The organism is Aquamicrobium lusatiense, assembly GCF_014201615.1.
In the GTDB taxonomy this organism is placed as follows: Bacteria; Pseudomonadota; Alphaproteobacteria; order Rhizobiales; family Rhizobiaceae; genus Mesorhizobium; species Mesorhizobium lusatiense.
In genome coordinates this window covers 17238-35764 of sequence record NZ_JACHEU010000004.1, presented here as the reverse complement: position 1 = coordinate 35764, position 18527 = coordinate 17238, and the positions used below count along the sequence as shown (strand labels likewise).

18 protein-coding genes and 2 pseudogenes are annotated in these 18527 nt (G+C 61.2%); 6 read left to right on the top strand and 14 right to left on the bottom strand.

Annotation, left to right across the window (positions count from 1 at the left end; genetic code table 11):
* Positions 1-5 precede the first annotated feature (5 nt).
* The 5 genes and pseudogenes from HNR59_RS17305 to HNR59_RS17285 all read left to right on the top strand — a co-directional run.
* The gene (locus HNR59_RS17305) at positions 6-671 is read left to right on the top strand and encodes a GntR family transcriptional regulator (RefSeq protein ID WP_183832295.1); all 666 of its coding nucleotides are present in this window, start codon (positions 6-8) and stop codon (positions 669-671) included.
* A 63-nt stretch (positions 672-734) separates the two neighbouring features.
* Positions 735-1796, top strand: a complete 1062-nt coding sequence (locus tag HNR59_RS17300) for an ABC transporter substrate-binding protein (protein ID WP_183832294.1) — start codon at positions 735-737, stop codon at positions 1794-1796.
* Positions 1797-1922: 126 nt separating this feature from the next.
* Positions 1923-3569: an ABC transporter permease gene (locus HNR59_RS17295; RefSeq protein ID WP_183832293.1), complete on the top strand. Its 1647-nt coding sequence runs from the start codon at positions 1923-1925 to the stop codon at positions 3567-3569.
* Entirely contained in the window at positions 3562-4644 is a 1083-nt protein-coding gene (locus HNR59_RS17290) for an ABC transporter ATP-binding protein (protein ID WP_183832292.1), read from the top strand. The genes HNR59_RS17295 and HNR59_RS17290 overlap by 8 nt, the downstream gene beginning before the upstream one ends.
* Positions 4645-4733: 89 nt before the next feature.
* Positions 4734-4805: pseudogene (locus tag HNR59_RS17285) on the top strand (IS6 family transposase); the annotation flags it as partial.
* 315 nt (positions 4806-5120) lie between these two features.
* On the opposite strand, the gene dhaK reads toward HNR59_RS17285, so the two are convergent.
* The 12 genes from dhaK to HNR59_RS17225 form a co-directional block, all read right to left on the bottom strand.
* Positions 5121-6104, bottom strand: a complete 984-nt coding sequence (dhaK, locus tag HNR59_RS17280) for a dihydroxyacetone kinase subunit DhaK (RefSeq protein ID WP_183832291.1) — start codon at positions 6102-6104, stop codon at positions 5121-5123.
* 22 nt (positions 6105-6126) lie between these two features.
* The gene (locus tag HNR59_RS17275; protein ID WP_183832290.1) at positions 6127-6534 is read right to left on the bottom strand and encodes a hypothetical protein; all 408 of its coding nucleotides are present in this window, start codon (positions 6532-6534) and stop codon (positions 6127-6129) included.
* Entirely contained in the window at positions 6531-8162 is a 1632-nt protein-coding gene (gene ptsP, locus HNR59_RS17270; RefSeq protein WP_183832289.1) for a phosphoenolpyruvate--protein phosphotransferase, read from the bottom strand. The genes HNR59_RS17275 and ptsP overlap by 4 nt, the downstream gene beginning before the upstream one ends.
* A complete protein-coding gene (locus tag HNR59_RS17265) occupies positions 8155-8448 on the bottom strand; it encodes an HPr family phosphocarrier protein (RefSeq protein WP_183832288.1) in 294 nt (97 codons plus the stop codon). Before HNR59_RS17265 ends, ptsP begins: the two co-directional genes overlap by 8 nt.
* Before the next feature lie 10 nt (positions 8449-8458).
* The gene (gene dhaM / locus HNR59_RS17260) at positions 8459-8845 is read right to left on the bottom strand and encodes a dihydroxyacetone kinase phosphoryl donor subunit DhaM (protein ID WP_183832287.1); all 387 of its coding nucleotides are present in this window, start codon (positions 8843-8845) and stop codon (positions 8459-8461) included.
* Positions 8842-9447: a dihydroxyacetone kinase subunit DhaL gene (dhaL, locus tag HNR59_RS17255; RefSeq protein WP_183832454.1), complete on the bottom strand. Its 606-nt coding sequence runs from the start codon at positions 9445-9447 to the stop codon at positions 8842-8844. Before dhaL ends, dhaM begins: the two co-directional genes overlap by 4 nt.
* A 9-nt stretch (positions 9448-9456) precedes the next feature.
* Positions 9457-10194 carry an ABC transporter ATP-binding protein gene (locus HNR59_RS17250; protein WP_183832453.1) on the bottom strand — a complete coding sequence of 246 codons (738 nt, stop codon included), beginning with the start codon at positions 10192-10194 and terminating at the stop codon, positions 9457-9459.
* Positions 10187-11059 carry an ABC transporter ATP-binding protein gene (locus tag HNR59_RS17245; protein WP_183832286.1) on the bottom strand — a complete coding sequence of 291 codons (873 nt, stop codon included), beginning with the start codon at positions 11057-11059 and terminating at the stop codon, positions 10187-10189. The genes HNR59_RS17250 and HNR59_RS17245 overlap by 8 nt, the downstream gene beginning before the upstream one ends.
* On the bottom strand, positions 11056-12936 hold the full coding sequence (locus tag HNR59_RS17240) for an ABC transporter permease (protein WP_183832285.1): 1881 nt from the start codon (positions 12934-12936) through the stop codon (positions 11056-11058). The genes HNR59_RS17245 and HNR59_RS17240 overlap by 4 nt, the downstream gene beginning before the upstream one ends.
* A gap of 81 nt (positions 12937-13017) precedes the next feature.
* Positions 13018-14163, bottom strand: a complete 1146-nt coding sequence (locus tag HNR59_RS17235) for an ABC transporter substrate-binding protein (RefSeq protein WP_183832284.1) — start codon at positions 14161-14163, stop codon at positions 13018-13020.
* Positions 14164-14221: 58 nt separating this feature from the next.
* Entirely contained in the window at positions 14222-14644 is a 423-nt protein-coding gene (locus HNR59_RS17230; RefSeq protein ID WP_183832283.1) for a hypothetical protein, read from the bottom strand.
* Positions 14641-15156, bottom strand: coding sequence for a cucumopine synthase-related protein (locus HNR59_RS17225; RefSeq protein WP_183832282.1), 516 nt, complete (start codon positions 15154-15156; stop codon positions 14641-14643). The genes HNR59_RS17230 and HNR59_RS17225 overlap by 4 nt, the downstream gene beginning before the upstream one ends.
* 353 nt (positions 15157-15509) lie before the next feature.
* Here HNR59_RS17225 and HNR59_RS17220 point away from each other — a divergent pair.
* Positions 15510-16332 (top strand): annotated as a pseudogene (locus tag HNR59_RS17220) (transposase family protein); the annotation flags it as partial.
* A gap of 121 nt (positions 16333-16453) precedes the next feature.
* On the opposite strand, the gene HNR59_RS17215 reads toward HNR59_RS17220, so the two are convergent.
* Together HNR59_RS17215 and HNR59_RS17210 are read right to left on the bottom strand one after the other, a co-directional pair.
* Entirely contained in the window at positions 16454-17266 is an 813-nt protein-coding gene (locus HNR59_RS17215; protein WP_183832281.1) for an ABC transporter permease, read from the bottom strand.
* Positions 17263-18426, bottom strand: coding sequence for an ABC transporter permease (locus HNR59_RS17210; protein WP_210307416.1), 1164 nt, complete (start codon positions 18424-18426; stop codon positions 17263-17265). Before HNR59_RS17210 ends, HNR59_RS17215 begins: the two co-directional genes overlap by 4 nt.
* Positions 18427-18527 lie beyond the last annotated feature (101 nt).

The following is an 18527-nucleotide window of genomic DNA, read 5'->3' as shown; positions in this document are numbered from 1 at the left end:
GAGATGTGGATAGTTCAGCCCCCCTTTCGGACCAGATCGTGCAGATCATTTCCGACGCGGTCATTTCAGGCGAGTTCGCTGAGGGTGAGCGGTTGCGGGAGGCGGAACTCGCAACACGGTTTGGTGTAAGCCGTGCCCCGCTGCGTGAAGCGATGCGGCTGCTTGAAGAGCGGCGGCTGATCGAGCGGCTGCCCTACGCCGGTGTGCGCGTTGTTCCTTTGACCGCCCGTATGGTCTCCGAGCTGTACGAAATTCGCGCCGCGCTGGAGGCAATCGTCTGCCGTCGCGCAGCGGCAAGGATCACCGACACGCAGATCGAGGAACTTGAAACGATGCTCGAGGCCGAGCGGTCGCTGCTTCCTCTCATTGAGCACGGCGAGCAAAGCCGGCCACTTCCGATCCGGGACTTCCATGCCCGGCTGGCAGAGATAGCCGACAATTCGGAGCTTCAGAGCCTGCTTGCAACTGATCTGTGGCGCCGCGCACGCGGTTACTACCGGCGTGTATGGCCGGACCTCGCCGACCGCACCCGCATCGCGCATGCCGAGCATTCTGCGGTTCTGGATGCGTTGCGCCAGCGGGACGGAGAACTCGCAGCGTTGCTGATGCGCCGGCACATCGAGCGCTCCCGTGCATTGCTTGAAAGCCAGGTTTCCCCGCTGGCTGACTGACACCGGGGGTGGAAAAAGCGATCCGAAATGGGCGGATCGACAAGAAAATTAGAGGAGAACACAATGGGACGTTTTACTGGATGGGTTGCAGCCGCTGCTCTGCTGGTTGCTGGCACAAATGCCTTCGCCGATGAGCAGGCCGAGCTGGTGGAGACGAGCAAGGCCGAAGCCGGCCTTCTGATTTACTCGAACCTCGAGCCCGAATTCTGGACGGCTGCGCTGAAAAAATTCAACGCACAATACCCGTGGATCAAGGTCGAAACCACCAATATGGGCGGCGACCTCTGGGAGAAATATTACGCGGAAAGCTCGACCTCGACCCGCACGGCAGATCTTATCCTGACCGCAGGTGTCGACCGCTGGCTGGAGTTTGCCGAAAAGGGTGAGATTGTTGACTATGTGTCGCCGGAGGCCTCGTCCCTGCCAGACTGGAGCAGGCCGCTGCCGGGTCTCTATACTGCATCTGTCGACCCGATCATCATTGCCTACAACAAGTTTGTCGTCACGGAAGACAAATGGCCCAAATCCGTCGCCGACATCGCGGCACTCGCTCCCGACTACAAAGGCAAGGTGTCGACATATGATGCCGCTGCCAATCCGTTCGGCCTGTCACTCTTCTGGACCTGGGATCAGAATCATCCGGAAGGCTGGTCGCAGATGGAAGCCATCGGCGCTGCTTCGCGGCCGGAGCGCAGTGCGGGCACCATCCGCGACAAGGTCATATCCGGCGAGTACGCGCTTGGAATGTTCCTATCCGGGGTCAACATCCCGCGCCTGAGCGCACCGGAGATGTCGTCGATTGTCGGCTGGGCTTTTCCCGAAGACGGCACGATGCTTTCCATGCGCGGACTGGCGCTGACCAAGGCAGCTTCGAGCCCTGCCTCGGCCAAGCTGATGATGAATCTCCTGCTGTCACGTGATGGCCAGATCGCGCTCGCAGAGAACGGCCTCACCCCCTATCGCGACGACATTTCCAAAGAGGACGTGCCCTATTACAGCCTGACCGCGATCCGCGAGCAGGTCGGCGAGGAGAACATCTTCATCGTCGAGTACGACCCGGAACTGATGACGAACCGCGAAGCCTTTTCCCAGAAGTGGTCGGCCGCGTTCTTCGCCAAGAAGTAACGAGGCGACATGCAAGAGAGACACGGTTCAGTGCCAGCGCCAACCGCCACCCTCTCCGTCAGGCCTATATCCCCGGGCGCACGCCCGGGGAGGAGCCTGGCAGAGCCTTTCATCCAGCACGCCGTGATGCTTTCATGCGTCGCGCTGGTCATGGTGCCCCTGGTGCCGCTGCTGCTTCAGGCGTTCAGCCCCATGCCTCTCTACGCATGGCAGGGCTCCCTGACCCTCGGCAACTTCCGCACTCTCTTCGGCTTGCCTGAAATATCGGAACTCGCCGGCAACACGCTTTTGTTCTGCGCGATATCGATCATCTTCTCGATGGTGTTCGGGATCGGGCTGGCGATTGTGGTGGCTCGGACCAACATCCCGGCACGCGGACTGCTGACAAGCATCCTGCTGTGGCCGATTTTCGTGTCGCCGCTTGTCATCGGCTTCGGCGCGATCCTGACATATGGACCGACGGGCTACATCACCACGCTGGTGACACGTATAACCGGCATCAGCGAACCCTGGAACATCTACTCGCTCACCGGCCTGTCGCTCATCTCCGGCCTGTCGATGGCACCGATGACGATCCTCTACTGCCTGTCATCGGCAAGGCAGCAGGACCCACGGCTGGAACAGGCGGCGCAGGTCGCCGGTGCATCGCCCGTTCGGATCATGCGCCGCATTACACTGCCGATGATGCGGCCGGCGCTGATCTTCTCGCTTGCGATGAACATCGTCGCAGCGCTGGAAATGTTTGCGATCCCGCTTCTGCTCGGCGGCCCGTCCGGCATCCAGCTCTTGACGACCTTCATCTATGACAAGGGCTTCGAGGACGGACGGCCGGATTACGGCCTCGTAGCCGCAGCTGCGCTGGTGCTTCTTGTACTCGTCGCATTGCTGGTTGCTGCGCAGACCTTTGTGCTGCGCAGCAGCCATCGCTTCCTCAGCATCGGTCCGAAAGGAAGCCGCATGCAGGTGATGGACCTCGGCGCATGGAAGTGGTGGGTGTTCGGGGCGACGCTTTCCTATGTTCTGCTGGGGATTGTGGCTTTGGTGTTCGGGTTGTTCCTGCGCTCCTTCGTCATGGTGTTGTCCCCTTACATCAACCCGCTCGATGTGCTCACGCTGAAAAACTATCAGGATGTGCTGTTCAATCCGAGCTACCAGCGCGCGATCTGGAACACCGTTCTGATCGCCATCGGCGGCGCATTCGTCGGCACAGTCATCATCGGAATGATCACCTTCGTCGCGCAGCGTTCGAGCTATCGCCTCGCCCGTTTGCTCGACCTTACCGTGCAGCTGCCCCGCGCTGTGCCTGGCCTGATCGTCAGCCTCGGCGTCTTTTATGCGGTGATTTTCATCCCGGGCCTTTCCGTTTTCGGCGGCACGCTCTGGGTTCTGGCTTTTGCCTACGTCATCCGCCATCTGCCGGCCGGCTACGGCATCGTGGCGCCGGCGATGTTGCAGGTCACGAAGGACTTCGACCGCGCCGCCAGCGTTGCCGGTGCGTCATGGATGACCATCATGCGTCGCATCGTTGCCCCCATCCTCAAGCCGGCGTTCCTGTCCTGCTTTGCGCTGCTGATGATCCTTTTCTTCAAGGAATATGCGGCGGCGATCTTCCTTTATCGCCCCGGCAATGAGGTGATTTCCATGGCGATGCTCAACGCCTGGGTGCCGGGCTACACCGGTATCGTCGCCTCGCTGGCCGTGATCCAGATCGTGCTGACGAGCCTGCTTCTGCTCGTTTTCACCCGCCTGTTCGGAGTCAAGTTAAATGGCTGACATCGTTATCGAAAACATGAGCCGCACGATCGGCGCGCTGAAGATCCTGCACGATTTGTCGCTTTCGGTTGCCGAAGGCGAGTTCATCACCCTGCTGGGCCCCTCCGGTTGTGGCAAGTCGACGACGCTCAATGCGCTTGCCGGCCTCGACCGGCCGAGCGCTGGACGGATCACCGTCGGCGGGCGTGTGCTCTATGACGAGGATGCTGGTATCTTCGTGGAGCCGCGGTTCCGTGATCTCGGCATGATGTTTCAATCCTATGCGCTGTGGCCGCATATGACGGTGCAGCAGAACCTCGCCTTCACCCTCGACATCCGCCGGATCACCGGCGCTGTCGCGCGTGAGAAGATCGCGCACGCACTCGACCTTGTAGACATGGACCGCTACGCGGGTCGCTATCCCGGTGAGTTGTCGGGCGGACAGCAGCAACGCGTCGCGCTCGCGCGCACCCTTGTCTACGGTCCTCGCCTGATGCTGCTGGACGAGCCACTGTCCAACCTCGACGCCAAGCTGCGTGACAAGGCAAGGGACTGGCTGCGTGACCTGCAACGACGCACAGGCGTGACCACAGTCTACGTCACGCACGACCAGACTGAGGCGCTCGCGCTCAGCGATCGTATCGTGGTGATGGAAGCGGGCCACATCGTCCAGGTTGGAACCCCCGAACAAATTTACCAGCAGCCGGCATCGCCGTTCGTCGCGGATTTCGTTGGCTCGAACAACATTTTTGAAGCTCGTGTTCTGCGCAGGCAGGAACGCACACTGACGCTTGGCCTTGCCGGCGGCATCGAGATTCTTGCACCCGCCATAGACGGCGTGGAAGTTGGGGAACTGGTCAAGGCAGCGATCCGCCCGGAAGAGATCGTACTCGGGGAAACCAACCCGGAAAGTGACCCTGCCGAAATCCACGCAGTCGAGCTGCTCGACAGTGTCTATCAGGGGGCCCGGCACGTTCTGGCTTTCAGGCTCGGCGACGTCGAGTTCCAGGCCGAGCAGGCAAAAGCCATTGCCGCAGGACAGACGCTGCATGCCCGCCTGCCACGTGAAGCCATTCACGTTTTCGCGCCGGCCTGAGATGGGCGCATTAAAACCCATGCGATGAGAGCAGAAACGAGCGCGGCAGCTGATAGGTAATTTGAAGCCAGCCTTCCGCAGGTTGTCAGGATCGCTCCCGGCGCCGGCTGAAGCCGATCAGGATACGCAAGAACAAATACCTGAACAATCGGATCGAACAGAGCCCTCTGCGGTCACGCCGTGCCGGAATTCAGGGGGGCGAGAATGCTATCGTTGAATCACACAAAGGAAGGAAGAACCAAATCAAATGGAATACGACACCTGCCCATGCGTGAAAGGCTGGCACAGGCCGCCTCGCCGATAGCGGCGAGGCGCCAGCGCATCTGGCCGGAGACGAACGGCAGGCCATTTGCGATCACCGTCCGGGAATATGGGACCAATGGCGTCGTCGGTTGCAATCGGGATCATGGATCAGCTTGTCACATACGGCAAGATCGGATCCAGCGAAGCTGCCACCGGGCGGGAGGAAGCGGAGATTACCAACGCAGCGCCGGAGTGCTCACAGGCTCGTCCCAAAGCGCCGTCAGTTCATCGTCGAGCACCGTGACCGTCAGCGAGCAACCTGCCATTTCGAGCGAGGTGACATAAGAGCCGACGAGGCTGCGCGCGACGCTGAGGCCTTCGACCTCGAGACGTTTGCGAGCGGCGTTGAACACCAGATAGAGTTCACTCGAAGGCGTGCCGCCAAAGCCGTTGACGAAGAGCAGGCATTTGCTGCCAGCCTTGGGCTTGAGATCGTCGAGGATCGCCTTGAGCAGTTCGGCGACGATGGCGTCGGCAGAGACCATCGGCGCGCGGCGGCGACCCGGCTCGCCATGAATGCCGACGCCGACCTCGATCTCGTCTTCTCCCAGCTGGAAGGTCGGAATGCCGGCTGCGGGTACGGTGCAGGAGGAGAGAGCAACGCCCATGCTGCGGGTTGCGGCATTGACGCGGGCGCCGAGAGCGACGAGGTCTGGCAGCGCCATGCCCTTTTCGGCGGCAGCGCCGAGGATTTTCTCAACCACCAGCGTTCCGGCAACCCCACGACGCCCGATGGTGTAGGACGAGTTGTCGACCGCCACGTCGTCATCAACCAGAACGCGCGCGACCTCGCCCTCGGCCATTTCCGCGGCCATCTCGAAGTTCATCACGTCGCCTTCGTAGTTCTTGACGATCAGGACGACACCGGCGCCTGTGTCGGCCGCCTCGATGGCGGCAAGGATACGGTCGGGAGTGGGCGAGGTGAAAATCGCGCCGGGAACCGCGGCATCGAGCATCCCCCGTCCGACAAAGCCGGCATGCAGGGGTTCGTGGCCCGATCCGCCGCCGGAGACGAGTGCGACTTTGGCCTGAGCAGGCGTACGGCGTTGCACGAAGCGGCGGCCGGGGTCCATCGCGACCAGATCCGCGTGGGCGGCAGCAAAACCGTCAAGGCTTTCGTCGAGGACATTGGCGATATCGTTGATCAGCTTCTTCATGAAGCATCCTCCTCCTGGCAGGCTATTTTTCCTGCAAAATCAGAATAATGTTGCGGGCCATGTCGCGTATGGCGTCATCCACCAGCCGGTTGGCGCGTTCGCTGCCCATGTCCGGCACAACGACCTGAATGGTGCGCCTTGCAACGCTGCCGCCGGACTGCTTGCGCTGGTCAGGATGGGCCGCATCATAGGCAGCCAAGAACTCGACCCGTTCTGTGGGTGAAAAATGGCAGACCTCGAAAATCGTATCGATGTGATGCGCCGGGACCGCCACCTTGTATGACAGGCTGCTGATCTGCGAGACAAAGGACCGGTTGGTTCCCAGGGCAACGGCCAGCCGCTGGCGTGTGCCCGATGGCCGGCTGTCCAGTATCCGGCGCAGAACTTCCTTGTATTGCCGGACGGGCTTGGGAATGCGCGGGCCGCTCATGCCTGCCCTGCCCTGTGATCGACGAGATCAAGGCCCGCAATGGTCGCCTTCACGGCCCCTCCCAATCCGTATTGCACCGAAAGTGAACGCAGGCCAGCGGCGAGGAAATGCGGCACCATTCGCGGATCGCTGCCGGCGTCACCGCAAAGGCTCACCTCACGTCCGGTTGCGCGGCCATGTTCGACCACACGCGCGATGAGGGCCAGAACAGACGGGTCAATTGCGGAGCCGAGATGCGCAACCCCTGCCTCGTCGCGACTAACCGCGCAGGTATATTGCACCAGATCGTTGGATCCGATCGAGTAGAAATCGGCGTCAAAACGCTCTGGCGTGATGGCGACGGCCGGAACCTCGACCATGATGCCAAGCGCGGGACGGCCATGGTCCACGCCTGCGGCGGCAAGAGCGGTAATTTCGGCGTCGAGCAGTTCTCTTGCCGTGGTGATTTCGTCCGGCAGCGTCACCATCGGCAACATGATCCTGAGCCTGCCGTAAGCTGCGGCGCGCGCCAGAGCGCGCAATTGCACACGGAACACCTCGGGTTGACGAAGCGAGAGACGGATGCCGCGTATCCCGAGGAAGGGATTGGCCTCATTGGCGACGGTATAACCTTTGATCGGCTTGTCGCCGCCCGCATCCAGCGTTCGAACGGTGACGGGCTTTCCATCAGCCCATGTCAGGATGCGCCGGTATGTGGCAAACTGCGTTTCCTCGTCCATCAGTTTTTCGAGTTTGTCGAGGAAGAGTTCCGTCCGCACCAAACCTATGCCGTCGAAATGGCTCGGGTCAAGTCCATCAAGTTCTGCGGGATCGGCGATGGTCGCATGGATGGCTACCCGAACGCCGTTGCGACTGAGGGCCGGTTCGCCGGCCAGCGCCGCGCTCTGTTTACGAGCTGCCGAATCGGCTTCAAGGCGAGCCTTGCCCTCCGCCAGTCGCTCTGCGTCGGGACCGGAAACGAGAATTCCAGTGGTTCCGTCGAGAAGAGCCGTGCCTTCGAGGTCCTGCAGTTCGCCGGCCAGCCCCACCACCATCGGCAAGCCGCGACCCCGCGCCAGCATGGCGACATGGCTTGTCGGGCTGCCGTCGGTGAGAGCGATGCCGCAGCCGGCGCCCCAGCGCGCGGAGAGAAACTGGGAGGGTCTCAGATCCGAGGCGAGCAGAATAGCGCCCCTGGGAACCTGCAACACACCGCTTTGCACGCCCGTCAGAGCGGCGAGAACCCGGTCACGTATGTCCTGAAAATCGATGGCGCGTGCGCGGAAATATTCGTCGTCGGACACCTCATACGTGGCAATTTCGGCATTCATGACCTCTGTCCATGCAACGACAGCCGATTGCCCGGCCTCTATCGCTTCAAAAGCGGGGCGGGCCAGTTCGTCGTCGCTGAGGAATGCCAGTTGCATGCCCACGATTTCTGCTTCTTCGCCGGAGAGCGTACCCTCAAGCTGAGACAGGTCTCCAATCGCCGTAGCAATGGCCTTGCGCAGGGCGTCAGCATCGCCCCCGGTCAGAGCAGCGTCCCCCTGAGTGGCCTCACCACATGCGGCTCCCGTGGCTGGCCGCCAGATATACCCCAGAGCCAGACCTTTTGAAGCTGGAATGCCGGAGAAGACGATCTCAGCCATGCGCACCTTCACCGAAATTGCCGGCTACCAGCGCCAGCACCTCATCCAGTGCGCGTTGTGCATCTTCGCCCGCAGCACGCAACCAGAGCGTAGCGCCCTGCGGCGCCCGGAACCGCATCAGCTTGACAGGGCTCTTGGCGTCGACCCAGGGGCCGGCGCTGTCGGTCGCCACCTCGATATTTGCGGTAAAGGACCGTGCCAATTGCGTGAGCTTGACCGAGGGACGGGCGTGCATGCCTGCATCATTGGTCAGAACGGCGGAGGCGACGAGGTAGTCCTGCGACATCGAAGTTTCCTTACTGGGCCGAAAGCTCTTCGGCAACGGCCTGAACTTTTTCAAGTGAAGATCCGCCAGACGCTTCGGTGGCAGCGATGACGGCGCCCTCAACGATCGGGGCATTGCAGATCACGACCTTGCCCTGTCGTTCTGGCGGCAGCATTTCCATCGCCATCTCGCTGTTCGTCTCTGCCCCACCCAGATCGACGAGAATGGCGACGCCCGCGTCGCTCCAGGCCGCATCGATTGCGGCCATGATCCTGGCCACGCTGGTGCCGAGCCCGCCGGATTCGTCACCTCCGGCATAGGCCACGCTTACCTGGTTGCCGACCATCTGGCGGACCATGTCGGCGGCGCCTTCTGCTACCTTGGATGAGTGCGAGACGATCACAATTCCGACATTCATGCCGATTGCTCCTCCAGAACGGCGCAGACAGCGCCAATGATCAGTGATGACGACCGCGCGCCGGGGTCCATATGGCCGACGGAGCGCTCGCCCAGAAAGGCTGCGCGGCCGCGAAGTGCCAGCATGGGTACAGTTGCCTCAGCAGCGTCGTGCGCGACACGCGCAACGGTGCCGGCATCCGCTCCCGCATCAAGCGCGGCCGAGACGGGTGCCAGTACGTCCAGCATGGTCTTCTGGCCGGGTTCGGACTTGCCGCGGGCAGCAACAGCGGCAAGTGCGCGGGTGAAACCTGCATTCAGCGCCGCCCTGTCCGGTGCAGCATCCAATGATTTGCCCAGTTCCATGAAAAAGGTACCGTAAAGCGGGCCGGAAGCCCCGCCCATCGACATCACCAGAGTCCGGCCAATTGCGGTCAGGGTTGCTGGCAGGGGCTGTTCGGCCAGTTTGTCGGCGTCGGCCATCACGGCGTCGAAGCCGCGCTTCATGCCCGCGCCGTGGTCGCCGTCGCCAATGGCCTGATCGAGTGCGGTCAACTCCTGCCAATGGCTGTCCACGGTGCCGACGGCAGCCTCGATCAGCCTGTAAAGCAGGTCACGGTCCATCTGCATCTCTCATCCTCCCAGATAGGCGCGACGGACTTCGTCATTGTCGCGCAGTTCGGCGGCCGTGCCCGCAACGGAGACATGTCCCTGTCTCAGCACATAGCCATGATCGGCGATGGACAGCGCCATATTCGCATTCTGCTCGACCATGAGGATGGTCAGGCCCTGCGCTTTCCATTTGGAGAGGATCTCATAGACATGGTCAACGAAGAGAGGCGACAGGCCCATGGACGGCTCGTCGATGCAGAGCAGCTTTGGCTTGCGCATCCAGGCACGAGCCATGGCGAGCATCTGCTGTTCACCTCCGGACATGGTGCCGGAAATCTGGTTGCGGCGCTCGGCCAGACGCGGAAACATCACCATGGCCTCTTCGATCTGCGCATCCAGAACCGCCTTCGGCTCACCCCGGCGCACGAAAGCGCCAAGCTTGAGATTGTCGAGCACGGTCATTTCCGAGAACATGCGACGGCCTTCGGGGATCGAGCCGATGCCGCGCTCGATCATCTGGTAGGCCGGACGGTTGTTGACGCTTTCGCCATCGAAAACGACCTCGCCCGAGGCGACCTTCACCAGCCCGAGAAGGGTCTTGACGGTGGTGGACTTGCCCGACGCGTTGCCGCCAAGGACCACCACTGTTTCACCCGGCATGACGGTGACGTTGACACCAAATAGCGCCTGCACCGGGCCGTAGAACACATCCACATTGGTCAGTGAGGCAAGCGGAGTTTTCTTCGGGGTATCAGTCATCGGCATTCACCTTTCCGAATGCGGCGGCTGTGCGTCGCGTGCCGAGATAGGCTTCGATGACGCGCGGATCTTCCAACGCTGCTTCGGGGCGCGCATCTACGATGGCCGTGCCCATGGCCATGACGATGCAGCGCTCTGCCAGCTGGCGCACGACCTGCAACTTGTGCTCGACCATGACAATGGTCATGTCGGGCCGTCTGCGCCGCAGATCCGCCAGCACCTCGGTCAGTTCGTCGGTCTCGGTCGGGTTCATGCCTGCTGCAGGTTCATCCAGCAACAGAATGTCCGGGTCCTGCACCAGCGCGCGGGCAATCTCCAGACGCCGGCGATTGGCATAGGACAGGGAAAAGGCCTGTTCGTTGCGGCGCGGCAGAAGCCGGTCGCCGAACATCGCCATCACGTCTTCCACGCGCTTTTCGGATGCTGCGACCCGCGCCTGATAGGCGGGGAGGCGAAGAAGCGCGGAGATCAGCTCGGTCACCGGTCCATATTTGCGCGGGGCACGGCCGCCCCCGATCAGGCCGACCTGAGTGCCGACCATAATGCTGTCGCGAATGGTCAGCATCGGGAACACGCGGCTCGTCTGGAAGGTGCGTGAGATGCCCAGTGCGTTGATCGCCTCCGGCCGCAACCTGTCGATGCGCCGGTCGCCAAGCAGGATTTCGCCTTCACTGGGCCGAATGATGCCGCTGATCATCTGGAGCAGGGTCGACTTGCCGGCCCCGTTAGGCCCCACGACGGCGAGGAATTCGCCCTTGGGGATCGTGAAGTCCAGCCCGTTGGCGGCGATCACGCCGCCAAAACGCCGGCTGACCTTGTTGATGGTCAGCGTGCCTGGCTGGTTCTGGTTTGCGTTTGTGTTCATCGGGTTCCTGCCAGTCCCTGCGGACGGAAGCGCAGAAGAAGGAGAAGGATGAGGCCATAGGCGACCATGCGGTATTCGGCGAATTCGCGCAGAACTTCAGGCAGCAATGCAAGCACCACGCCTCCGATCAGCGCCCCGGTAATGTTTCCGAGCCCACCCAGCACGATCATGGAGATCAGCACGATGGACGTGTCGATGATGAAGCTGTCGGGGCTGACGAAGTTCTGGAGGAACGCGAACTGTGCGCCAGCCAGACCGGCAAGGAAGCCGGAGACGAGAAATGCCAGCGTCAGGTAGCGTGCCACGGGGACTCCGGAGGCATGAGCCGCCAGCCTGTCTTCGCGAATAGCGCGCCACGTCCTGCCGATCGGCGAGTTCAGCACCGCAAAGGCGACGGCCACGACGATGCCGAGCACCACAAGCGCCTGCCAGTACTGGGCCGACAGTGAACGCATGTCGAGCCCGCCGATGAACAGCGATGGCCGCTGTACGCCGGGTATGCCCATGGGCCCGCGGGTCAGGTCGACCCAGTTGAGGCACACGAGATAGACGATCTGCCCGATGGCGAGCGTCGCAAGGCCGACGGTATGACCCGAGAGGCGCAGCGTCGGCGCGTAGAGCACTGCCGCGAACACAGCACCCGCCACGCCGGCGAACAGGAACGCGGCTTCTGCCGGAATGCTCCAGGCTACGCTCGCCAGCGCTGCGGCATAGGCGCCCACGCCGAAGAACGCGGCATGGCCGATGGAGATGACGCCGGCCGAACCCGTCAGCAGCGTGAGCGAGACGGCCAGCATTGCGTAGATCGCGGCCTGCACGCCGATCTGCATCAGGTAGTTGGAACCGCTCAGCACCGGCAGCAGCGCAAAGAGTGCGATGACGCCAAGCAGAACGGGCAGGGGCGCATCGATGACACGCTGTTTGGTCCTGCCGGTCGAGCCGGCCATGGATGCAACGACGGAGGTTGTGGGAATGCCGCCCGATGCGCCAGATGCGCCGCCGAGGGCGTCGAGCGACTTGTTGCCGAACAGACCATGCGGGCGCACTATGAGAACAAGCAGCAACACGCTGAAGGCGGTGACATCGCGCCAGCCTTCGCCGACATAGCCCGAAGCCAGGCTTTCAAAAATGCCGAGCAGCATGCCGCCGACAATAGCGCCGGGAACCGAGGAGAGGCCACCGAGCAGCGCCGCCGCGAAGCCTTTGAGGCCGAAGGGAATGCCCATCTGCGGGAAGACCGACAGGTAGTACATGCCGATCAGCACGCCGGCCAGCGCGCCAAGGGCACCGGCAAGGCCGAAGGAGAACTGGCGCATCAGCGGAACGTTGATGCCCATCTGTTGCGCGGCTTCCGGGTCCTGGGCGGTGGCGCGCAGCGCCTTGCCTGTCCAGGTTCGTGAGAGGAACAGCATCAGCGCCGCCATGACGACCAGCGACAAGACGACGATCAGTATATCGACGCCGGTAATATATGCTGAGCCGATCAGGATCACGAAGCTTGAAAGAGGGGAAGGAAAAGACTGGATTTCCGCAGACCAGATCATTTCTGCGCCTGCATCAAAGATGATGGCGATCGCCAGGGTCGACAGAAGCGGAGCGATATAGGGCGCATTCTGGAGCGGGCGCAGAGCCAGTTTCTCGATGAGCATGCCCGTCACCGTGGTGATGGCAATCGCCAACGGTATGGCTAACGCCAGCGGCACATGAAGCCGCACCATGGTAAAGGTCAGAAACGCACCCAGCATCAAAAGGGCGCCCTGAGCGAAATTGATGATATTGGCGACGCCGAACACAAGGCTGAAGCCGAGTGCAATCATGGCGTACACGAAGCCGATCACGATCCCGTTAAGGACCTGACTGAAAAAGAGTTCCAACATGGGAGGGAAACCTCAGGGGGTCACGGACCGATCTCCGGAGGGCCTTTGAAGGCCCTCCGGAATATCAGGCGCCGGGGGAGATCACTTAAGCAGCGTGTAAGCGCCATTCTGGATCTTGAGAATCGTCAGGTCCTTGGCAGGTGTTCCATCAACGAATTCGGTAACGCCGGTAACGCCGTCAAACGGCGGCAGGTTGTCGATGGCGTCACGCAGGGCTTCGCGGGTGATCGGCTGACCTGCATCGGCAAGGGCCTTGGCGCCGGCCGCAGCGATGGAGATGGCGTCGTAGGCATAGGCAGCCCAGAGATCCGGTTCGCGGCCGAACTTGGCGCTGTACTCTTCCACGAACTTGGCCTTCGACGGATCGCCCGGGAAGAAGTAGGTGGTGGTGATGACACCGTTGGCTGCATCGCCGGCCAGCGTGATCAGCTCCGGATTGTAGAGGGTTTCCGGGCCGATGACCGGCGTTTCGAGGCCCGCCTGGCGCAGCTGCTGTAGGAAGGTGGCCGACGGGCCGTAATGGCTGGCCAGAAGGATGGCGTCCACATTGGCCTGACGCAGCTTGGTCACCAGCGGACGGAAGTCGCGGGCGTCGGGAAGCATGGCTTCGAACACCGGAACTTCCGAACCGTCGGCTTCGAGCGCCTTCTTGGTCGCGTTGCCAACAAAGATGCCCCAGTCGTCCTGGAAGTAGATGATGGCCACGCGCTCATGCGGCGCGTTCTCTTCCAGCGTCTTCACATAGATCAGGGACATGGTGTCCTGAGTGTTGGGAATACGGAACTGGTATTTGGAGATCTTAGTATAGTCCGGATGCGAGGATGACGGGCTGACCTGCGGTACGCCGGCCGCGGCAAAGATTTCGCCGGCCGCGATGGAGTTGCCGCTGGTGAACGAGCCGATGGCCGCCACAACATCCTTGTTCTCGGAGAACTTCTGCGCGATCGCGGTCGCCTGCATCGGCTCGCCACGATCGTCTTCGGTCAGGACGACCAGCGGCTTGCCACCAATGCCGCCGCTTTCGTTCGTCTGCTCGACAAACAGCTCGACCGCTTCCTTGAAGCGCTCGCCATTGGCACCGAAGCGACCGGTCAACGGTGCGAAGAAGCCGAAAGTCACGTTCTCCTGCGACTGCGCCAATGCAGGGGTGCTTGCCCCCTGCATCAGCGTCGCCGCTACTGCCATTGCCAGGCCGGTCCTTGCCAGCCAGTTCATACGATGCGTCATGACTTCCCCTTTTTTGTTCATGTTCACAAGCCGCCTCCCACCGGGAACACGGTTATTTCTAGGCGAGCCGCAAGGTCAGCGGCACGCCCGGGCTGGTCCAGGTCTTGACGGCGGCCAGCTCCATTTCGGTCGCCCCTTCGATGATCTCTCCGCAATAGGAAAGCTCGAAGGGCTCCGGCGACACGTCATCGCCGTAATAGATGCAGATCTGCTGGCGCGGGCCGTAGAAGCAGACCGAACCGCCGGCCGTGCCCTTGGCGGCGCGACGCTCCTTGCAGATTTCCGTCAGCGTCTGCGGCTTTTCGTTGGGCATCACCACCGGCAGGCAGAAATAGAGCAGGTCGCCCACGATCTTGCCGTGCTGGGCAATGCTGGTGACCGGCAATATCTTGCGCAGCGCTTCGGCCACGGCCGGATAGCGGTCTTCCCAGATTTCGATGGCGCAGGTGTCGCGCCCGGCCATGTTGAGGATCAGCTTCATGACTTTGCTCCCATTTCCAGACCATCGGCGTTGCGCGTACCATAGCCGGCGCGCATGAAGCCGGTGCAGACGCCCCAGGGAAAGGCAGCGTCGAGCCAGACATGGACGCGGTTGGCATAGGCCAGGGCAGCGTCGGTCAGACGCTGAAGTTCGGCCAGATCCTGCGCGGTCTGGGCAAGCCCGATATAAGTGCGGACGAGGCCGGCGGCGTGCTCGAGCCCGAACAGCTCGAAGAAGCCCGCCTTGCGGCCCACCAGTTCCGAGATCATCACCTTGAGCGTCGCCAGATCGGTGTCCGGGCGGTCGCACATCAGGTGAATGACCCAGAGCGTTTCGTCGGCCAGCGAGCGGGCTGTGCCTTCCGCGAAGATCAGGGGGGTCAGATATTGCCCTCTGGATCCGACGCCCTGCACGCTTTCCCCGCGTGAGAGGACGCGAATTTCCTCAGGCTGGGTCAGCCAGATAGCCTCGCATTCCCGTCCGAATAGCGTAATGGCCTCGTCTATGGTCATGCATCCTCCGATCACGATGTGCCATGTTAAGTCACATATTTAGTAACTCAACAAATTCGTAGCGCCGCAAACGGGCTAATGCAAGAGGCTTCAAAGCGCCCTGTGGGGAATATCGAACTTCTTCGTATCGATTTATTAGAAAAAAATTCTAATATTAAATCACATGATAACAAGCCATGCTCTGTATGAGTTGTTAAGTAGAAATATGCGGTGTGTACCTTCGTTGATGTGAATTCTGACGACCAGACTCGGACCGCAGGAAGCAAATCCCTCTCGACCCCACCGCCTGCATCCCCGGTGTTTGATTCCGGATTTTTATGTTGCAATCTTTCCCAGCAATGGAAGGATGCGCTATGGGCCCGGTGCCGCATGGGAGCGCCACGGCAACACAGGTGGTGCGTCGATCGATACACCATGGTCAAGAAAGCCTGAGGGGACTGGCCAGGCGCTACGGGATCAACCAGAAGACAGTAGCGAAGCGGACCTCGACAGCCGACCTGCCGACGGGACCGAAGAAGCCGCATTCAACGATGCTATCGCGGAAAGATGACGCGGTCATTGCCGCCTTCCGACGCTATACGCTGCTGCCGTTCGGCGATTGTCTCTAAGCACCCGAGGCCGTAATCCCTTGCGTGACACGCCCCCCCATCGCTGTCTGCGCCCTAAGTTGTCGGCGACAAGCCGGCCAGGAAAAAGTTCAAAGCCCGCCCGACAGGCTACTTCCGCATCGATGTCGCCGAGCTGCAGACAGCCGAAGCCCAGCTGTACATGTTCGTCGCCATCGACCGGCCTTCAAAGTTCGCCTGCGCGCAGCTAGCCGGAAAGGCCAATCATGTGTCTGCCCCGACGTTCCTCGTTCTATGATCGAAGCGGTGCGTTAGAAGATCCACTGACAAAGACATCAAGCACAGATTCCCCCCAGATCAATCATCCCTGGATCAACGATCAGGGCGGGCGCATGAACCGCACCTTCAGAGACCCCACTGTCAAGCGCCTCCACTACGGTAACCACGACCAGTTGCGACGGCATCTCCAGGACTTCATCGCCGCCTGCAACTTCGGCACAGGGCTCAAGATGTTAAAGGGCCTCACACCCTGCGAGTTCATCTGCAAACGATGGACTTCACAGCCAGATCGATTCTTCATCAATCCAATCCATCGAATATCGGGACTGAACACCTAGACTCTGGCTGCTGCCAGCTGATGCCTGCCGAGTTCAGTCAAACAAGCCACCCGCAACAAGCGGACGTGGGACGGCCGATGGAGTCAGCAGGCAACCGGGCCCGCAATCCGGACGCTACTTCCTGTCCACGACAGACACGATGCGGCGGCGCAGCATCTCGACCGCGATTATGGCGGCAGTTGCAACCACGATCAGCATATTGGCAATCACGGCGATCGAAGGGGTCATCTGCTCGCGAATACCGCTGAACAATTCCTGCGGTAGCGTACGCATGCCCGGACTGCCAAGGAAGAGAACGAGTACGATTTCATCGAACGAAGTGAGAAACGCGAAGATCGCGCCGGACACAATGCCGGGCGTGATGATCGGCAGCATGACATTCCAGAACGCCTTTCCTGGCGGAGCCCCAAGACTGGCGGCAGCCATCATGAGACGGTTATCGAAGACGTCGAGGCTCGATAGCACCGTGATCACCACAAAAGGTGCCGAGATCGCGATATGGCCGAGAACGATGCTGGTCATCGTACCGCCGATGCCGATGCCGGCGTGAAAGATGAACATGGCGACCGCCGCGATGACTGCAGGCGTGACGATCGGTACGCTGATCAAGGCGAGCGCGACACCCCGCATGCGGGGCGCAAGGCGCCAGATGCCGATAGCAGCCATGGTGCCCAGAACCAGGGAAACACTCATGGTTACGGCAGCAATTATCAAGCTGTTGCGCAACGCATTCAGCCAGATCGGATTGTAGAAGACATCTTCGTACCACCGCATCGAATATCCCGGCGTCGGCAGCACCAGCATCGTGCCGGAAGTGAGCGATACCGGGATCAGCACAAGCAGCGGAAGCAACAGGAATGCAAAGACCAGGAAGGCGGCGATGCGTATCAGGATGGTCCATCCGTACCCTGAAGCTCTGCCTTTCATGTCACCCTCCGGATCATCGGGCCAACGAAGCGCTGGCTCATCATCACCAGCACCAGCATGCCGCCGAGCAACCATGCACTGAGGGCTGACGCAAGCGACCAGTTGATCGACTGGTTGGTGTAGAAGGCGATGAATGAGCTTATCATCTGATCGTTCGGGCCGCCGACGAGCGCGGGCGTGATGTAATATCCAACAGACAGAATGAAGACGATGAAACCTCCCGCCCACATGCCCGGCAGTGTAAGCGGAAAAATCACATGCACGAAGGCGCGCAATGGCGGAGCCCCGAGGTTAGCCGCCGCCTGAAAATAGGATTTTGGAATGGCACGGATCGAATTGGTGAGCGGAAGCACAAGGAAGGGCAGCATGACATGGACCATGACCAGAACCACACCGAAGCGGTTGAAAACGAGCTGAAGCGGGGTGTCGGTGAGACCAGCCCATATCAACACGCTGTTCACCGGACCGCTTCCCTGCAACACGATAATCCACGCCGCCGTGCGCGCCAGAATTGAAAGCCAGAAAGGCACGAGCACCAGCAGCATCAGCCAGGCTGAGGTTCGCGGCTGGGCCATGGCGATGACCCACGCGACGGGATAGCCTATGACAATGCAGATCAGTGTAACCGCGAGCGAGATCGCAAGCGTGCGCATGAAAATCGGCAGGAACAGAGCCTCGCCTCCCGTCTTCAGTTCCAGTCTCCCGGCCGCCCGCTGAACGTCGATGGCCGAAAGCAGGAAAGTCGCTGTACCGATGCCGGTTTCCCGCCGCAGCAGGCTCCATGTGGCCATGTCGCCCCATTTGGGGTCTGCCTCGATCAGGCCTGCCCTGATTTCGGCAGGTGACGATTTTTCAAGTTCCCGAGCCGCGAGCGTCGCCTTGCGCACGACAGTCCGCATGCCGGGCTCCAGAGCGTTGAGCCGGCGGCCCAGAATAGCGGCCTTCTGATCCGATGCGCTAAGATCAGCGACGAGCGCCGCGTATATTTCGTCACCCGGAAGGCCTTCGCCGTCCCAGCCGGCGAGGGCCGCCGTGGTATCGGGAATGGTGTCGGTCACTTCCGAAGTACTGGCACTGCGCAGAAGAAACGAGGCAATGGGGTAGAAGTAGAAGGCAATCAGGAACGCAAACAGCGGTGCTATCAGCATGAGGCTGATCAAGCTCCTGGTCCTGGTCATCCTGACAAGAAACGTCACAGCTTTCTCCGGAATGGAACGACGGCGCACTTCCACAGGCGCCGTCGGTCTTGAGACATGCGAAA

Excerpts from the sequence above, each read along its gene's own strand:
- ptsP (WP_183832289.1), bottom strand. The coding sequence starts at position 8,162 with ATGGCTGAGATCGTCTTCTCCGGCATTCCAGCTTCAAAAGGTCTGGCT.
- HNR59_RS17300 (WP_183832294.1), top strand. The coding sequence starts at position 735 with ATGGGACGTTTTACTGGATGGGTTGCAGCCGCTGCTCTGCTGGTTGCT.
- HNR59_RS17265 (WP_183832288.1), bottom strand. The coding sequence starts at position 8,448 with ATGTCGCAGGACTACCTCGTCGCCTCCGCCGTTCTGACCAATGATGCA.
- HNR59_RS17215 (WP_183832281.1), bottom strand. The coding sequence starts at position 17,266 with ATGAAAGGCAGAGCTTCAGGGTACGGATGGACCATCCTGATACGCATC.
- dhaL (WP_183832454.1), bottom strand. The coding sequence starts at position 9,447 with ATGGACCGTGACCTGCTTTACAGGCTGATCGAGGCTGCCGTCGGCACC.
- HNR59_RS17290 (WP_183832292.1), top strand. The coding sequence starts at position 3,562 with ATGGCTGACATCGTTATCGAAAACATGAGCCGCACGATCGGCGCGCTG.
- HNR59_RS17295 (WP_183832293.1), top strand. The coding sequence starts at position 1,923 with ATGCTTTCATGCGTCGCGCTGGTCATGGTGCCCCTGGTGCCGCTGCTG.
- HNR59_RS17235 (WP_183832284.1), bottom strand. The coding sequence starts at position 14,163 with ATGACGCATCGTATGAACTGGCTGGCAAGGACCGGCCTGGCAATGGCA.
- HNR59_RS17275 (WP_183832290.1), bottom strand. The coding sequence starts at position 6,534 with ATGAGCGGCCCGCGCATTCCCAAGCCCGTCCGGCAATACAAGGAAGTT.
- HNR59_RS17250 (WP_183832453.1), bottom strand. The coding sequence starts at position 10,194 with ATGACTGATACCCCGAAGAAAACTCCGCTTGCCTCACTGACCAATGTG.
- HNR59_RS17230 (WP_183832283.1), bottom strand. The coding sequence starts at position 14,644 with ATGAAGCTGATCCTCAACATGGCCGGGCGCGACACCTGCGCCATCGAA.
- HNR59_RS17240 (WP_183832285.1), bottom strand. The coding sequence starts at position 12,936 with ATGTTGGAACTCTTTTTCAGTCAGGTCCTTAACGGGATCGTGATCGGC.
- dhaK (WP_183832291.1), bottom strand. The coding sequence starts at position 6,104 with ATGAAGAAGCTGATCAACGATATCGCCAATGTCCTCGACGAAAGCCTT.
- dhaM (WP_183832287.1), bottom strand. The coding sequence starts at position 8,845 with ATGAATGTCGGAATTGTGATCGTCTCGCACTCATCCAAGGTAGCAGAA.
- HNR59_RS17245 (WP_183832286.1), bottom strand. The coding sequence starts at position 11,059 with ATGAACACAAACGCAAACCAGAACCAGCCAGGCACGCTGACCATCAAC.
- HNR59_RS17225 (WP_183832282.1), bottom strand. The coding sequence starts at position 15,156 with ATGACCATAGACGAGGCCATTACGCTATTCGGACGGGAATGCGAGGCT.